Consider the following 16209-nt stretch of genomic DNA (forward strand, 5'->3'; position numbering starts at 1 on the left):
AATTGCGGATAAGGTGCACAATGCAGCGTTGTACCACCACCTGTGGAAAAATTGCTTTTGCCCCTTCTTCCAGCCCGGAAACACCGTCCATGCTGATGAAAGCCACGTCTTCAACACCGCGTGTCTTAATTTCGTCAAAAATCTGCATCCAGTTATGCTTGCCTTCGGTGTCGCTAATCCATAAGCCTAGGATATCCTTGATACCATCCAAATCATAGCCGAGAATTACATAGATGGCACAGTTTTTCGTCTCGTACTCCTGCCGTATAGGGACGTAAAGACAGTCTACAAATATAAAGGGATAAAAGGGCTTGAGGGGCCGATTCTGCCAGACTTCAGCTTCCTCCAGCACACGGTCGGTGATGTTTGAGATACTTTCCGCTGACAGGCTGAAGCCATAAATGTCTTCAATGGTCGAGGATATATCACGCTGGCTCATACCACGTCCATACATGGACAAGACTTTATCCTCAATACCCGTAATATCCTTTGACCGTTTAGGAATAGCCTGCGGCTCAAAGGAACCATCCCTGTCGCGAGGAACGCTGACGGGAATTTCACCAAAACTGCTTCGAACGGTCTTGTCGATATAGCCATTGCGGCGATTGTCTGTATCCTTACTGCCGTGGTCGTTAGATGTATAGCCCAGGTGGTTGTCCATTTCTCCCTGCAACATAGCTTCCAGCATGGGGCCAAATACATCTTTTATAGCCTCCTGCATTTCCTCCTTATTCTGGGGGTGATATTGCTCCATGATAAGTTTGGCGATAGCCTGTCCTTTTTCATTGCCTCTGTTTTTTCGTCTTGCCATAAGTGCTGTACTCCGTTTCTGTCATTATGATGATACTGTACCGCACTTTCGAATAAAAAGAAAGTGCGTAAGTTTGTTACCGGTAACTTACACACTTAATTTTACCCTCTCATCTAATCAAAGAATCCGCTTTTTCAGATAGCGTACCAGACTCTCGAAGATATTCTTTCGCCAATTCTTCAGCCGATTCTGCACCAGGCAATCCCTGCAAGGCCTTATCATAAGCAGAATTTAACAGCTTTACCATTGTTTTTTCATCCATAATAATCCTTCCTTTCACCTATTATTCACATATATTCTAAAATGCTTTTACCTCCCAATGATTCAAGTTTAACCTTGCTTAACATCGTTATCTCATTCATCGAAAAATTATATTCGCATTCCCCAAAAATTTTACCCATTATTAACAAAAACATCCTCATACTATGTCCACCTATTTCATTTATCCATTTTTTTGAATCTGGAAGCCACCATGTGCTTTCATCTTCTAGTTTACAGTATAATTTATTCTCGTTTTCCAAAATAACATCTTTTATAATACTATACGGACAATAATGCAAATTGCCATCTTCATCTTGAACATACACTCTTTTAGTGGTAAACACTATATATTGGCATGAATCTATTATATTAGGATAATACCCCATCCCTATTGATAATTCATTATATTCATTTATCTTACTCCAAAATGGTTCTTTTAATGAATAACATTTTTTTCTTGTATAATTTACATCCCAACATTTATAATTAAACAATCTAAAATCGCCATCCGAACGGCTACCTTCTTCTTGCCATATTTTAGTTCCATTTTCTAATCGTCCATGTATAATTACTGAACAAAGTTCTGCTATAGCATTCTCTGAAAACTGTTTTATTTTTTTTGCCTCTGTCGATCCATTTTCCTCCAACCATTCCTGTGCATTTTCATTACCTGCTTCTGCAGCTTTACTATACCATTCGTATGCTTTGCTCCAATTCTGAGCAACGCCATCGCCTCTTTCGTAGCACCCAGCCAGATATACCATTCCCCAATCGGAGCCATCTTTAGCTGCATTTTCATACCATTCAAATGCTTTTCTATAGCTAGATTCAACACCTTCTCCATTATAATACATTGTTCCTATTAGAATTTTTGCATCTGCATAATCTTTTTCTGCAGCTTTTTCTGCCCATAATAATGCTTCATTGTACTCTTTCCGTGAACGATAATAGTATGCCAGTATTGACATCGCTGGAACACACTCTAATTCTGCAGCTTTTCTATACCACGTTATTGCTGTCTTTTCGTCGCACCGTATGTTTTCATAAAACAATCCCAAATAATACATACCATATTCATTTCCCATATCAGCAGCTTTCTTATAGCATTTTTCAGCTTTTTGGTAATTCTTTTCTTCTTTGTAAATATGACCCAATCTTGTATATGCTGCGCTTTCGCCTCCTTGTATAGCATTTTCATACCAATGCTTAGCTAACTCTATATTTTCTTCATCTTTCTCATAGTAATATCCCACATCGAACATCGATCTTGAATGCCCTAATGCTGCTGCTTCTTTTAATAATTGGATATACTTCTCTTTATCTGTATCCTCGTATTCATTAGCCTCAAGCCATAACATCTCTCCATCAGCTTCCCGATCACTATCTTCTGCCAGTTGTGCTTGAATTTCTTCTTTAGCTAAAAACTCATCACATATTTTATTATACTCATCATTAAAATTTACATTTTTAAATACTATGTTGCTTTCTGCAAAATCAATATAATGTGAACTCTTTATTACTGCCGTAGGATTACCAATACCAATATATGTTACATTTTCTACTACTAATGGTATTACAAACGATTCTGCACAAAGGTATATTTCTGATTCATTTTTTTCCGCTAACTCTAACAGCTCTTTTTGATTTGTTGCAACTTTATCAATATTGTCCAATATCGTTTTATCAGCAGTATACTGTCTAACTTTTTCTAAGCGATTCAGTAACTCTTCATCCATAACATTATCTTCATCATAAGCCAAACTTTCGTCAACTTGCAGTATTTCACATATCCTTTTCTTAAAATCATCATCATTTACATTTAGACTCTCTAATTCAGTAACTTCTTTTTCATAACCACGATTAGCCAGCCATCTTACCAAACGCCCATCTGTAAAATAACCAACGATTTTCCCATAATCGAAGTGATTTCTCAATTCATTTATATTATTTCTTGCTTGAAAACCATTTTTCATTTCCAAGGCAAATTTTACTATTCTTGCCATAGGTATCATCCCTCCCCAATCATAGCCCAAAGAATTCCAAAACTTTATTGCCTATCTTCTTTACGTCCTCTACCAATTTATTAACTGCCTTATACGCTGTTTCTGCCACCTGAGTTATCACAGGCTGAATTTTCTTAAAACCTTCATATACTACATTGGTAATTTTATTGTTGGCTGCTTTTGTAATAGATTCTCCTAATGCCACACCTACTATCGGACCAATTATGGGAATAGCTGCTATAGATTTTGCAGCAATTCCATTTGTACATAATTCGCCTATTGCAGCGGAAGATACTCGCCCCATACGTTCTACCGCTTTAGCTACACTAATTTGTCCCCGAAAAATCTGTCCAACTGTCCGTACGCTTTCCATGCCCCAACAAGCAACTGTAGAAATCACAGCTAAAGGCGTTTTCTTTGTTAAAAAAGGAATAATGCCCTTATCACTTGCTACCTTCAAAGCACCAGCTGCGACGGCTTTTAACCCCACATCAACTTCAGAATCTATCGGCTCCTCTGCGAGATCTATATTTTCTGCCATTGATTCGCCATTACCACTTTCTACTCGCTCACTATTTGCTGACAACGCACCACCACCAATGCCAGATAACACTGCCTGTTGAACAAGATTCCCCGTCATCGCCTTTATGGACAACTTGTTCCATTCTGCTTTCTCACCAACAATGTTTTCCTTTATTTCCTTTAATTCAATAATTTCATTAGGATATTGTAATATTTTTTGTGCAGCTGTATTGCCAATAGCCAAAGCTGTATTAGCTGCTGACAGATACTCTCCTTTTGCTTGTTCGCTCTCTGCAGGCATAGCATCTAATTTTTCTTGTAGCCATTCTTCTTTTGTACTTCCTGCCTTGCAGGCTTCATCAATCTGCCGCAGATTCTCATTAAAGCTATTTATCCCTCCCATTAGATTTTCAGCTATCTCCGCAGCACCTGCACCAATATGCTCAGAAAGCTTGTCTGTCAGCCATTCACCTGTACTTTGCTCTTTGGGACGTCCCAACCATGACGATAACATCCCCTTAGCTGTATTGAACAAGCTTTCTTTTTCTTCTTTACCAAAGCCATTTATATTGATTCCCATTTCTCCGCCTCCCTTTACGCAGATGCATTTGTAAATTTCTTGTCTTTATAGGTATTTTTCATCGACTGCAATGAATCTTTCATCGTTTCTGAAATTGGATGCGTGCGCTTTATCGCTGCTAATAAATCTGTTGTTTCCAATCTTTCCTTTTTAGCTACAAAGGCTTCTTCAATAGCATCACGGACTATCCCCTCTATATCAGCACCACAAAAACCGTCTGTTTCTTTAACGACTTTGCCTAGGTCTATATTTTCCAAATCCTGTGGCCGGCGTTTATTTATATGAATCTCCAAGATCTTCCTACGCTCTTCATCCTTTGGCATATCCACATAGAAAATTTCATCAAACCGCCCCTTGCGCATAAGTTCAGGCGGCAATTTAGAAATATCATTAGCAGTTGCCACTACAAAAGCCATACTGTCTTTTTCCTGCATCCATGTAAGGAAATTACCAAATAAGCGGGTTGTTACTTCAGAGCCTGTACCACCTGATTGAATTCCAGCAAATGCTTTTTCCAATTCATCAATCCACAAGATACATGGCGAACTGGCTTCCGTCAGATGAATGGCACGACGCATATTTCCTTCGGATTCACCCACATATTTGCCCATCAGTCTGCCCATATCCATACGCAACAATGGAATATCAAAAGTCTTTGATGCAGCTTTAGCAGCCAAGGACTTGCCACATCCGGGCATTCCAGCAATCAATACGCCTTTTGGAACATCCAGTCCCCATTTTTTTGCCTCATTAACATGAGCATATATTTGCGCCTTTTTGGATAGCCATGACTTTAACCGTTCTAATCCACCAATATCTTCCAACTTTTCTTTAACATTTATCATTTCTAAAATCCCGGACTTCTTAATCATTTGCTGCTTTTGCTTGCGAATAAGTGGCATATCACTCATATCCAGTCGATTATCATCCGATATGGCCAATGCTAATATGTTATCAATCTCTGTTTCTGTCAATCCTTTTAGTGATGTAGACAAAGTTTCCATAAAATCATCAACCGGCACACGACAACCGTTATACTCACAGAACTCCCTTACTCTTTCTTTAATCTGTTCACCATCAAGATAGCCAGTGCTTATCAAAGTAATATAAAGTTCCAACTCCTGCGAAATTGTCTGCAAAGGAGCCAAGATAATAATATTACATTCTTCAAGATTGCCTATCGCTATTTCCTCAGCAATATGCCGAAGATGGGAAATTATTTCCGGCTTATCCAATTGACTGCTTATATCCTCAATGATAAATACCTTTCCCGGCAAATCACTTTCTATTGTTTTTATTGCAGTAAGTAAGTCTCCCCCCAGAGACAATTCACTGCTCCGCAGGCCACTATGCAAACTCCAGCTGGCGTATTCTCTGTTTTTTTCTTCTGCCACCTGTTGAATAAGACTTCTATACAAACCAATCTCCAATGTATCGACATAAATAATAGGCATACCTGAATCCATATAACGACCTATTTCCAATTTCAATTTTTCCTGTAACTGCATTTTTATTCCTCCCCAATATCAAAAAAGCATGACGGACAAACGCCAGTCATGCTTCAAGCAACGCGTTCTTATCCTTTATAACACGCCATCATGTATCAAATTTCCGATTCACCGTCCACGAATGCGGCTTTCCATTTCCTTTCCGTGGGCATTTTCCTGGCTGCGGTTTCCCCATAGATACAAACCGGATTTCCTTCTTGCCACATTGACTGCACATATACTCAATCCTTTTTGTTGCCATATGTCAAGCCTCCTTTATTTACATTTTATATTATTGGGATTATTCTGAATTATAACTATACACCTATATCTTTATAGGTTATATACTCCATCATTCCTTATTTCTCCTGCTAAAATCCAACAAATCCCACTCTTCCACGCCCAATGTCTCAGAAATCTGGGCCAGTGTTGCCAGGGACACGGATTTGAACCCGCGTTCTACCTGCGATATATAGTTGCCAGAAACAGAGACTTTCTCTGCCAGCTGAAGCTGCGTAAGGTTCTTCGCACGCCGATAATAGGTAATATTCAATCCCAAAAGAATTCTCTTTTCCTCCAAAGACAGCTTCATGCCGTACATTCCTCCCCCTTCCTATAATTATCTCACATTTCAAATGCCACCGCTTTGGAGGATAGTTTGATTATTATCACTGTGAGTATCAATTTTATCCGTATCATCCCTATGCTTCTATTATAGCGGGCTTTTCTTTCCCTGTGGTAGCTTAGCAGGCAACATGAAAAATTTTCACCAAAAAGAGCCGACCTGCTAACAGGCCGACTCACAACCAAATCATTTATTTCCCCGCCAGTTCGTCAAGGGCTTGCAATCGTAGCTGTACAGGGCTGCGTTAATCTCATCGATTTTGTAGATTCCCTTTTCCAAAAAGCACATGACGATTACATCGCTCTTGCTGCTGTCCGTCAGGGCATAACCTGCCCGTTTCAGCAAATCCTGTGTATCTTCCATATTGAGATGCAGCGCTATGGCAAAAGCGAGTGCCGTTCCTTTGGTCGGATGGTACTGAGGATTGTTCCGTATTTTGGCAAAATGCTCCTTGGATATGTCAATGGTACGATACACCTCTACAGGATTTCGCCCTTGCTTTTTTATCCACCACATCAGCTTTTCGGAAAAAGTCGCCCCTAACTTGGCAAACCTCTTGTATAGATCAGAATCAATGAGCCACGCTACCACGCCCAAAGCCATGCCTGCTGGAACCGGTGGCTTTTCATCATAATTAAAATGCCTTTCCTTTGCCCCTTCCGGGCGATAATGCAGAAGAATATAGTTATCTAATTCTTCCCGGAACTCCTGACTAAGCATAGTATCCCCTCCTAGCTAATGCGCCCCGCCGATAAACATATATGCCGCCATAGATTTGCCAAAGTACCATGGACGACTGGTGCAAACCAAACACTGTCCCTTGCCAAAACAACAGATAAGCCAGCGTATCTGTTGTTTGGCACGAAATGAATTTCATCAATAGATGGACACATCATACACCGTCACCAGAATGGTATCTTCTTCACGGTGCATTTTAAGGACAATCCCCACCCCCTCCGTCCCGGTAAACAGGTGCGCCTCCTCTTTGCAAGCTAAAACATCCGGATAATCAGCCAGCCATTCAAGGACTTCACTCAGGCTCAGGCAGGGACGGATTTTCTCCAATAGATTGTTTTTAAGGATAAACTCCAGGCAATCAGCGTCAAAATTCATTTGGATATTCATAAAAATATACCCCTTTCCACAAAAACACTCAGGCTGGCATACAGGCAGACTTCTCCCCTGCCTATATACCAATCCAAATGCCATTCTCCATGTGAAAAGAGGCTGTATTCTTTGTATGAATTATACTACCTTTATCTTAGCTTGTCCAGACAATTATTCCCCCATTATTCAAACAGCCGACTGATAATTTTTTTCGAAAAGTAGCCTGCCAGGCTACCTCTCCCCCATGATATATGTTATAATATACTCATCACTTGAAGAAACCTCCCCTTTTGGAAATAGGCATTTGTTCAGTAAATAGCAGGCTGCTATCAGTCTGTCTATTTGCAGGACGATATATTTGTCTGTTTTGGAAAGGGGATTTTTTTTATGAACATTCAAATGGTATTTGATGAAGCAGTTCTGAAATTCATCTTGAAGAACAACCTGATTGATAAGTGCAGGTCACTTATCAGTCCTTCGGAAGTGCTGCCCAGTCTTACCGAAGACCCGGAGGTGATGGACGAGCTGGCGAAGGGAGAGCCCTGCTGTCTCTGGTCCTCCTGCCGCGAAGCCGGTTTGGGCGTGGTTTTTGAAATTCACAAAAACGATGATACCTACCGCATAACCATTTACGATTTGGTTCCTCTCGACTGATAAGCTGTCAAAGCTCTTTCCCCCACTTAATGTCCCGCTAGATACAAAAAAGGCTCCGAGGAAAACCTCGGAGCCCTTGATTTCATTGGTGCGTCAGGAGGGATCCCCCCAATTGCCCCCACAAGGAGGTAGCTTTCTTCTTTTCGTTAGGAAGCAAAAGCATATTAGTCTTTTTATTGCTTGTGATGTCTTATCCATTCCAGCAGCATGTCTGGGGTTGATTGTTCACCTGCGACCTCTAGAAAGATGTCAGATAACTCACTTTGGCTGTATGACAGTTCTACTCCGTTCAGGGCAAGGATTTCCCGTGTAGCTATAGCAGCTATGCGCTTGTTGCCATCTATAAACGGATGATTATTGGCCAATCCATATCCTAGACGCGCAGCTTTTTCTTCCAGTGAAGGAAAGAGTTCCTTGCCTCCAAAGGTCTGCCAAGGAGCTGCTATAGCTGCATCCAATAGTCCCTCATCACGTATGCCCATCGCCCCGCCCGTGACCAATATAATTTGTTCGTGGATAGCAATAAGCTGCTGCTTCGATAAAATAATCATTTAGCCAGCACCTCAAGGGCAGGACGATTCTCTGCAATCAGCCTTGCAGCCAAATTCATGGCAATATCATCATTAGCTACTTGATTGTCAGAAGTTGTAGTTGCAGATACAGTTTTAGCGGAAATTTCAAAGGGGATTTTTTGTTCACGGACAGCCGCTTTAGCAAAGACATTAAACGCTGTGGTCATGCTCATGCCTATTGCACCGCAAAAATCCTCAAATTGATGTTTTAGCTGGTCATCCATCCGAATGCTGATAGTAGTTTGTGCCATGGCGCACCTCCTTTATCTGTAATAATAGCACATTGTATGGCAGATGTAAATATTTTTGCTGCATAATGATATTAAAACGAAACGTTTCCAGCATCCATTCGCCCCTCCAAAGCGCCAAAAGCACGCTCCTATACAGAGTCGTGATATGCATAGTTTTGGTTCAGACAGGAATCTTGAACGATCTTCGTGCGGTTGAGATTTTGTCTGCGGCAATGTCAAAACGACTTCCTTATAGCGACAACGCAAAAGAGACCGCCTAAACAGCGGTCTTTTTGCAGCTCTAGTTATTGCTCTAGTAAATTGGCTAACGAGTACTTGGCTATTTACCAGTTATGATGTACAAATTCTACTGCCGCCTCTTGCGACAACGGGTATCTTTTTGCCAACTGCTGCACAGCTACATCTTTACCTAGATTAAGGTCTTTTACAGTAGCTATAACATTACGCATTCCTTCATTAGTTGCTTCATTTACGCCTTCATTACGAGCATCCGTAATCATATCATCAATTGCCTTGCACACGTCAATCCGCTCCTCTCCTACAGGAAAGTTGAAATTTTGGCCAGAACAAACACTTATTGTCTGCGCAGCCAAACGGTCCAATGATTTATAATCCTGATTATTGTTTACCAGATTGGCTAGTTCTGTCTTATCCTTAGTAAACTTCAACACCGCCTTCAAGTCAGACCGAAAGACATCCAACTGCTGGTCTGTCATCTTTGCTGGTGAAATCAAATTCATCTTATAATCGGTTGCATACTTCAAAATGCTTTCATCCACGCCTTCGGGATACATTTCTCGGAGGGTTACAGGGGCATCCCAATTATCTGCTCCCCAGTACACCACCAAGGTGATTACAGGCAACACCTTATCATCACAATGGAAACCTGACAAAAACTCCGCCTTATCGTTCCCATGATTATGTGCATTATAACGCATTAAGAGGCGACATGTCTATATCAGCTGAATTCTCACTTAGGAATCCTGCCCCTTCCACCTGTTCCATGTGCTCCATAAAATCCGTCCTGCGTTGCTCTAGTTTTTGCTCTAGTTACACAAAAAAGGGTTCCAACAAAACGCTGGAACCCTTGAATTTACTGGTGCGTCAGGAGGGATTCGAACCCCCGACCCACGGCTTAGAAGGCCGTTGCTCTATCCAACTGAGCTACTGACGCAGTTTAAGTGAATGGTCGGGATGACAGGATTCGAACCTGCGACATCCTGCTCCCAAAGCAGGCGCGCTACCAAACTGCGCTACATCCCGCAAATCACTTGTCTATTATAGCGAAAAACTCAAATTCTGTCAATAGGTTTATGACAAAAAGACGCAACCACAAAGGTCACGTCTTTTTTCATTATCTCAGAAATACAACATTCGTATCATCCAGGAAATGCGTAGCGCCATTTTCAATGAGAACACGATTGGCATCAGCTACTGAAAGCACCGGCGTACCGCCATGATTTTCCACAGCCAGTGCACGGACAATCAACGGATTTCTACCGGCACGGGCAGCACCGGACATATCCCAGGCATAGGCAGCCATGCCTTTTTCAATAACCTTATCGTAGTCCAGGTTCTTGTAACCGTAAATCGGTCTGCCATTCGCATTCTTGATGACCGGACTCATTACCGGTTTCAAGCCTAAGCCACGGCAATCCACAATCAAACCGGTGAACGTGCCAATGGCTTTTCCGTCCGGAGCCGGAGCTGCTGAGGAACCCGTGCTTGTACGCGGCGCAGGAGTAGCCCAACCGCCTTCGCTATAGGGTTCAACTACCGATGGCAGAACATCGGGCGTCTGTTCCGGGAAAGATTCAATCGTTGCCGGACGGTCAATTACTGCACTGGCCAGTGAGGAAACACCAAACAGCGGAACTTCCATCGTCACTTCGTAGCCGCCATCACCCGTCTGCCCTTCCGACACAATACGGGCACCACGAATCGTAGCCTGCACCCGTGTCTTAATCACATCACTCTGCACAGCGGCCATATCCACGGTGGTTTCTGAATCCACATTCACGCCGCCCACGTATTCAGCCAGCTGCCGATAAGCATCGGTAATGGCTGCCCGCCGGGCCATCATACGCGCCTGTGCCAGTGTTCTTGCCCCTGCCGGAGCCACGCCGCCACCCGTGGCCCGAATAACGTTTTTGTTCCAATCTACGTTTTCTGCAGCCAGTACGGTTGCCATAGAGGATACCAGCAACATAACCATCAGGCCGAACAAGCCAAAGACTTTCATCAATCTGTTCATCATAATCCCCCGTTTCTTCCCTCAAAACGTCCTTTATCCTTGCGAATCGAAAACATCACTCAGCCATTTATCATGTTTAAGTTTCGTCTTCTATCCGTAATATCGCATGAAAAGATTAAAACAGCATTGAAATCCGATTATATTTGGATTAAAAATCAATGTTTTTTCTTTTTCTTGTCCTTTTTATCGTTTTTTGCATCTTTAGCGGGCTTTTTTTCAGCAGGATTTTTCAGTTCAGCAATTTTATGTTTCGCCGCATCATTCATTTTGGCATGCTTCTGCTTTTCCGTACGCTCTACGATTTCGTCTATATGACCAAATGCATACTTCAAAACAGCCCGATAAAATACACCATCTACGTCCTTTTCAGACAAATCAGCAATCTTTACCGGCTTGCTATTTGTAGTCGTCCCGAGCACACCCCATTCAGAGTCTAAATCTTCGTGTTTGTACACAGTGACCGTATCTGCAGCCAAATCAAAGCGCAGATATTCCGAGCAGCCTACCAAATCTTCATAGCCTTCCATAGAAAGCATTTTCCAGCGGCGCTTGGCCTGTACATCTTGTATCTGTACAGCATCGTATGTCTTCAACACCGGCACCAGTATCGTGTTGGCATCGAGAATCCCCTTATCGTCCTGACCGAAATACATATGTTGTTTATTGAAAAAATAATTTTGACGGGAGGTAGATTGTACCCATTGATAAATATCCGGCGAAATTACTTCCTCAGCCTGAACCTGCGGCTGAGTGATAAATAACAGCGCCGCTGCCAGAATACCTGCGCCCCATCTCATTTTCATACACAATCCTCCTAGTTCTTTAATATTTTCATTTTACATCTAATTGCTGAAAAAACACTGAAGGACTTTAATCTTCCCGTTCCTTATAGAGCTCATCGAGTTCATAAGGCGTTTCCTGATAAACATAGTAATTCAGCCAGTTGGCAAAGAGTAAGTGTGCAACGCTACGCCAACGTACAATAGGCTTTTGGGAAGGGTCATCATTCGGATAGTAATTTTGGGGAATCTTGGGCTTCATTCCTGCCTTAAAATCCCGGTCATATTCCTGTTTCAAAGTTGTAGGGTCATATTCTGCATGACCGGTGATAAAGAACTGACGTTTTTCCAGATTGGCAATAATATATGGACCTGCCGCACCTTCAGCTTCTGCTAAAATCGTAAGTTCCGGCACCTTCAATATGTCTTCCTTATGTTCCTCCGTATGACGGGAATGGGGCACATAGAAGATATCGTCAAACCCTCGCAAAAGGCGTTCATGCTCAACACAAAGGTGATGCGGAAACACCCCAAAAATCTTTTCCGGCACCTGATATTTTGGAATACCATAATGGTAGTAAAGCCCCGCCTGTGCCCCCCAGCAGATATGGAAGGTGGAGTAAACATGCTTCTTGCTCCACTCCATAATTTCAGCGACTTCTTCCCAATAGGCCACTTCCTCAAAGGCCATATTTTCCACCGGGGCGCCTGTGATAATCATGCCATCGTATTTCTTATGACGTACTTCATCGAAAGTACCATAGAACTGTGCCAGATAATCCATGGGCGTATGGCTTGGCGTGTAGCTTTCCGTGTAGATAAAATCCACTTCCACCTGCAGCGGCGTATTGCCCAAAAGCCGCAGCAACTGCGTTTCCGTAATGTATTTGATGGGCATAAGGTTCAGAATAAGGATTTTCAGCGGACGGATATCCTGGCTGTAAGCCCGGTCGGCATCCATCACAAAGATATTTTCCCCTTCGAGAATATGCGCTGCTGGCAACGCATTGGGTATCTTAATTGGCATCGAATCTCCCCTTATTCCAGTCCATAGCGATGAACCCAGGCGCTATGGTTTTCCACATAATTTCGAAGTTCAAGGATATAACGATACTCCTCGCTATTCCGGCTTACCATACGATATTGGCCGTCAATGGCAGCCTCCAACGATTGCCAGCCACCATTCGGCGTCCAATACTGACCGGCAATGGCCTTTTCCGTAGCCTGCGGCAGGTTTACCGCCATTTTCAGGAACTTAATTTCCATAACCTGACCCGCACTGTCTTTTATTTCCTGCCACTGCCAGAAAACCAGATTACTGCCCTGCATGCGTACGGTAGACGTATCTACCTTGGTATGCGTATATACTCCATCAGGACTGGTGGAGTCAAACACCGTCAACCAACGATTTTTAGCATTGACCCGTTCCATTTCTCTGCTCTGATGAAATGCCTGGTCTACAGCAGCTGCATAGAAATCCTCGTTGAAGTTTTGCGAGTTGACTTCCTTTTCCTTGGCAGCAGCATTTGCTTCCGACCAGATAACCTCACCGCTGGCATCGTAAAAATGCTCTGCAACGCACTGCACGGTGCGGAATTGCGGCCGGATAACCAGCTGTGCTGTGCTGAAATTAAGTTTTGATGCATCGGGGAATTTATCGCTGAGGCCATATGCTGCTAAAGTGTCCTTAGCCCCGCCATAGCTATAGGTGGTTTTCGTCCAAACCTGAATCTCTGTAGGCACCTTGCCATGAGCCGTTTCCACCGTACGGGTCACCACCACAGACTCGGGGTCAAAATATTTGCTGTAATTATCATCAGAAGCCAGCCAATACCACTGCTGTTCTTTTAAATCTGCCTGCGTACTCAATTCCGAGGCAGCTGCCTGCTGATAAGAGAAATCAATATGTGCAGCCATGGCCGGCTGCGCATTAACCATAAGCAGCGAACCTGCCAAAAGGCCCAATCCTGCCAAATTATACATTCGTTTATTCATAGTGTTCACCCCTGTTTAATCACTCGAATTTTTCAATCCATCATTCATTGTAACGTATTTTTTCCTATTGAGCAAGGCACGGCCACCTTGGGCAATATCCCTAAAAGACTGGCAATAGCCAAACCATAATTCGTCATCGGTACAGATTGTCTTTGACATGCCCCTACCCGGCTCAGCACCAGTTTACGATTGAACATACAAGCACCACAGTGTATGACCAAATCCACCCCGGTCAGCACTTCAGGAAACTCCTTGCCTGACACAATATCAATCTGCAAACGGTCACCGAATTTTTTCCGCAGCAGACGAGGCAGTTTTACCCGCCCAATGTCCTCCTGTAAAGGTTTGTGTGTACAGGCTTCAGCAATCAGCACATGGGCCTCTGCCGGCAAGTCCAATAACGCTTTTGCTCCTGCCAGAAAATACGCTATATCGCCTTTAAAGGCAGCAAAGAGTACAGAAAACGACGTTATCCGGGTTTTTTCCGGTTTTAACGGATAAACTTCTTTAAATGCCTGTGAATCGGTAATCATCAGCTGCGGCGGTTCCTTTAATTTATCTAAAGCCGCTGCCAGCCTGTCCGTCGTGCAGCAAAGGGGCTGACAGCCCTTGTCCAACAGTTCCCGCAAGGTCTGTACCTGCGGCAGTATCAGCCGCCCCTTAGGTGCCTGAATATCCTGCGGCATCACGAGCACTACCGTATCGCCGGCCTGACATAAATCTCCGGTAAGCGAAGGCTGCTCATAATCCTCCGGCAGGACACGAATAAGTTCCTGCCGCAATTCTTCCAGCCCCTGCTTCTTCGTCGCACTGACCTGTAACGGACAAATACCTGTGGCCTTCTTTACTGCCCCAGCCAGCACTTCACCTGCCTCTTTCCGTTCATCAATACAGCTGACCACCAATATCACCGGCGTCTTCTGCTGTCGGAAAATAGCCAGCCACTTCAACTCCTCTGTCATATCCAATCCGCTGAATAACAACAAAGCAATATCCGTCTCCCGGGCCGCCTGCTCTGTCTTCTCTACCCGCAGCCGTCCCAATTCTCCTTCATCATCAAATCCCGCCGTGTCAATAAACACCACCGGCCCGATGCCATGCAGTTCCATGGCCTTATAAACAGGGTCCGTGGTAGTCCCCGGTACAGCTGACACCGTAGCCACCGACTGACCAGTCAACGCGTTAATCAGCGAGGACTTTCCTGCATTGCGGCGGCCAAACAAACCAATGTGCAAACGATTGCCTCGTGTTGTATCGTTAAGAGTCAATGAAAATTCCTCCTCCAACCTCATCTGTAATCAGTATAGCACATACCCTGCCAAATATGATACACTAGGAAAGAACAAATACAAAGGAGCGACCACAATGAGCAATTACGCAAACTTTCAAGTTGGGGAAAAATTCCCCCTGCCCATCAAAAACCAGCAGGACGGCGGCCTGTTTCAAATTGATGCCAACGGCTGCATGTTTATCCTGCAGCTATCCCGCCACGATGTCATCGCTGCTGAAGCCTTCCGTACCGGCAAGATGGAACTGGCCCTCTATGAACAGGACGGCCTTTTATTCTTCCTCTATCAGATTGACGGCATCTTTAAGGAAGGCTGGGGCGATGCCCCCTTCTCACTTCTAGGTGTAAAGCCGGAACTGCTGCCCACCGAAAAGAGCATGGCAGACAACACCCTGCACCTCTATTTAGTCGATACCACCCTGCAAATATTGCTGGCCCAACGTGATGTTCCCATTCCCACCGACTTTATGGCCATTCTCCAAAAACACGTTGCCGCACAAACGAAATCGCCCTATGACGAAGCAGCCCTGCGGCTTGCCATTCAGACCATCTGGGCACAAAAAAGCCCCGCGCAAATGCGCGAGGCTGCCAGCTCTGTTATCGAAGTGCCGCTTTCCATTCCCATACCGCCTTCCAAACAAAAGCTGAAGTGAACGTACCCCCGCCTATAGTGGCGGGAGCTTCCTGCTTCCACGAGAACAGCACCACTGACTCCGAAGAGTTGCAGCGACTTACACTCTCTCCACAGGCGTAGATTCCCGTGCGACCCACGGTATTTTACGAGATTCGTTAGGCAGATATTCGTCTAGCTTCTTCTCGAGTATTTATTGCAGCGTTTTTATCGCGGTTATGGTGACTGCCACAAGCGGGACAATCCCATTCTCTCACAGACAAGTTTTTAGTTTCGTCATTTTGGTAGCCGCAAATATGGCATAATTGACTGCTTGGATACCACTTGTCTATCTTTATAAGTTGTTTGCCCTGCCATGCAAGCTTGTACTCCAGTATATTTGTGAACAT

General features: G+C 43.7%; 20 protein-coding genes and 2 tRNA genes. 2 read left to right on the forward strand and 20 right to left on the reverse strand.

What is annotated here, in order from left to right; genetic code table 11:
• The 9 genes from G598_RS0113745 to G598_RS0113785 form a co-directional block, all read right to left on the reverse strand.
• Positions 1-811: IS256 family transposase (locus tag G598_RS0113745; RefSeq protein ID WP_037364476.1), on the reverse strand; the 811-nt coding region annotated here is incomplete at its 3' end.
• Positions 812-920: 109 nt separating this feature from the next.
• On the reverse strand, positions 921-1073 hold the full coding sequence (locus G598_RS19845; RefSeq protein ID WP_157833352.1) for a hypothetical protein: 153 nt from the start codon (positions 1071-1073) through the stop codon (positions 921-923).
• Between the two features lie 25 nt (positions 1074-1098).
• Complete coding sequence (locus tag G598_RS0113755; RefSeq protein ID WP_026767434.1) at positions 1099-3075, reverse strand: tetratricopeptide repeat protein; 1977 nt, start codon at positions 3073-3075, stop codon at positions 1099-1101.
• 19 nt (positions 3076-3094) lie between these two features.
• Complete coding sequence (locus G598_RS0113760) at positions 3095-4177, reverse strand: hypothetical protein (protein ID WP_026767435.1); 1083 nt, start codon at positions 4175-4177, stop codon at positions 3095-3097.
• Positions 4178-4191: 14 nt separating this feature from the next.
• Complete coding sequence (locus G598_RS18065) at positions 4192-5685, reverse strand: AAA family ATPase (protein ID WP_051180346.1); 1494 nt, start codon at positions 5683-5685, stop codon at positions 4192-4194.
• 88 nt (positions 5686-5773) lie between these two features.
• A complete protein-coding gene (locus tag G598_RS19985; RefSeq protein WP_169534994.1) occupies positions 5774-5926 on the reverse strand; it encodes a hypothetical protein in 153 nt (50 codons plus the stop codon).
• Between the two features lie 90 nt (positions 5927-6016).
• A complete protein-coding gene (locus tag G598_RS0113775; protein ID WP_211221592.1) occupies positions 6017-6265 on the reverse strand; it encodes a helix-turn-helix domain-containing protein in 249 nt (82 codons plus the stop codon).
• Positions 6266-6475: 210 nt separating this feature from the next.
• The gene (locus G598_RS0113780) at positions 6476-7009 is read right to left on the reverse strand and encodes a hypothetical protein (protein WP_026767437.1); all 534 of its coding nucleotides are present in this window, start codon (positions 7007-7009) and stop codon (positions 6476-6478) included.
• A gap of 156 nt (positions 7010-7165) precedes the next feature.
• Positions 7166-7414: a hypothetical protein gene (locus tag G598_RS0113785; protein WP_026767438.1), complete on the reverse strand. Its 249-nt coding sequence runs from the start codon at positions 7412-7414 to the stop codon at positions 7166-7168.
• Between the two features lie 369 nt (positions 7415-7783).
• Between G598_RS0113785 and G598_RS0113790 the strand changes: the two genes are divergently transcribed.
• Positions 7784-8050, forward strand: coding sequence for a hypothetical protein (locus tag G598_RS0113790; RefSeq protein WP_026767439.1), 267 nt, complete (start codon positions 7784-7786; stop codon positions 8048-8050).
• 173 nt (positions 8051-8223) lie between these two features.
• On the opposite strand, the gene G598_RS0113795 is transcribed toward G598_RS0113790, so the two are convergent.
• The 10 genes from G598_RS0113795 to hydF all read right to left on the reverse strand — a co-directional run bounded on the left by G598_RS0113795 (position 8224) and on the right by hydF (position 15169).
• Complete coding sequence (locus G598_RS0113795) at positions 8224-8601, reverse strand: type II toxin-antitoxin system death-on-curing family toxin (RefSeq protein ID WP_026767440.1); 378 nt, start codon at positions 8599-8601, stop codon at positions 8224-8226.
• Positions 8598-8873 carry a type II toxin-antitoxin system RelB/DinJ family antitoxin gene (locus tag G598_RS20375; protein ID WP_037364479.1) on the reverse strand — a complete coding sequence of 92 codons (276 nt, stop codon included), beginning with the start codon at positions 8871-8873 and terminating at the stop codon, positions 8598-8600. Before G598_RS20375 ends, G598_RS0113795 begins: the two co-directional genes overlap by 4 nt.
• Positions 8874-9196: 323 nt before the next feature.
• Entirely contained in the window at positions 9197-9811 is a 615-nt protein-coding gene (locus G598_RS0113805; protein WP_026767441.1) for an Rpn family recombination-promoting nuclease/putative transposase, read from the reverse strand.
• Positions 9812-9970: 159 nt separating this feature from the next.
• A tRNA-Arg gene (locus tag G598_RS0113810) sits at positions 9971-10047 on the reverse strand.
• 12 nt (positions 10048-10059) lie between these two features.
• Positions 10060-10136: transfer RNA gene (locus tag G598_RS0113815), tRNA-Pro, on the reverse strand.
• 91 nt (positions 10137-10227) lie between these two features.
• The gene (locus G598_RS0113820) at positions 10228-11127 is read right to left on the reverse strand and encodes an LPP20 family lipoprotein (protein WP_026767442.1); all 900 of its coding nucleotides are present in this window, start codon (positions 11125-11127) and stop codon (positions 10228-10230) included.
• A 155-nt stretch (positions 11128-11282) separates the two neighbouring features.
• Positions 11283-11930: a hypothetical protein gene (locus G598_RS0113825; RefSeq protein ID WP_026767443.1), complete on the reverse strand. Its 648-nt coding sequence runs from the start codon at positions 11928-11930 to the stop codon at positions 11283-11285.
• Positions 11931-11997: 67 nt separating this feature from the next.
• On the reverse strand, positions 11998-12933 hold the full coding sequence (metA, locus tag G598_RS0113830; protein WP_026767444.1) for a homoserine O-acetyltransferase MetA: 936 nt from the start codon (positions 12931-12933) through the stop codon (positions 11998-12000).
• Positions 12934-12944: 11 nt separating this feature from the next.
• Positions 12945-13901 (reverse strand): hypothetical protein, encoded by a 957-nt coding sequence (locus G598_RS0113835; RefSeq protein ID WP_245582820.1) that lies wholly within the window; start codon positions 13899-13901, stop codon positions 12945-12947.
• A gap of 44 nt (positions 13902-13945) precedes the next feature.
• Complete coding sequence (hydF, locus tag G598_RS0113840) at positions 13946-15169, reverse strand: [FeFe] hydrogenase H-cluster maturation GTPase HydF (RefSeq protein WP_026767446.1); 1224 nt, start codon at positions 15167-15169, stop codon at positions 13946-13948.
• 97 nt (positions 15170-15266) lie between these two features.
• On the opposite strand from hydF, the gene G598_RS0113845 reads away from it, so the two are divergent.
• A complete protein-coding gene (locus G598_RS0113845) occupies positions 15267-15842 on the forward strand; it encodes a hypothetical protein (protein ID WP_026767447.1) in 576 nt (191 codons plus the stop codon).
• A 136-nt stretch (positions 15843-15978) separates the two neighbouring features.
• On the opposite strand, the gene G598_RS19105 is transcribed toward G598_RS0113845, so the two are convergent.
• On the reverse strand, positions 15979-16209 hold a 231-nt coding region (locus tag G598_RS19105), incomplete at its 5' end, for a zinc ribbon domain-containing protein (RefSeq protein WP_071837983.1).

Origin of the sequence: Selenomonas ruminantium subsp. ruminantium ATCC 12561, from assembly GCF_000424065.1 — a bacterium.
GTDB lineage: Bacteria > Bacillota > Negativicutes > Selenomonadales > Selenomonadaceae > Selenomonas_A > Selenomonas_A ruminantium.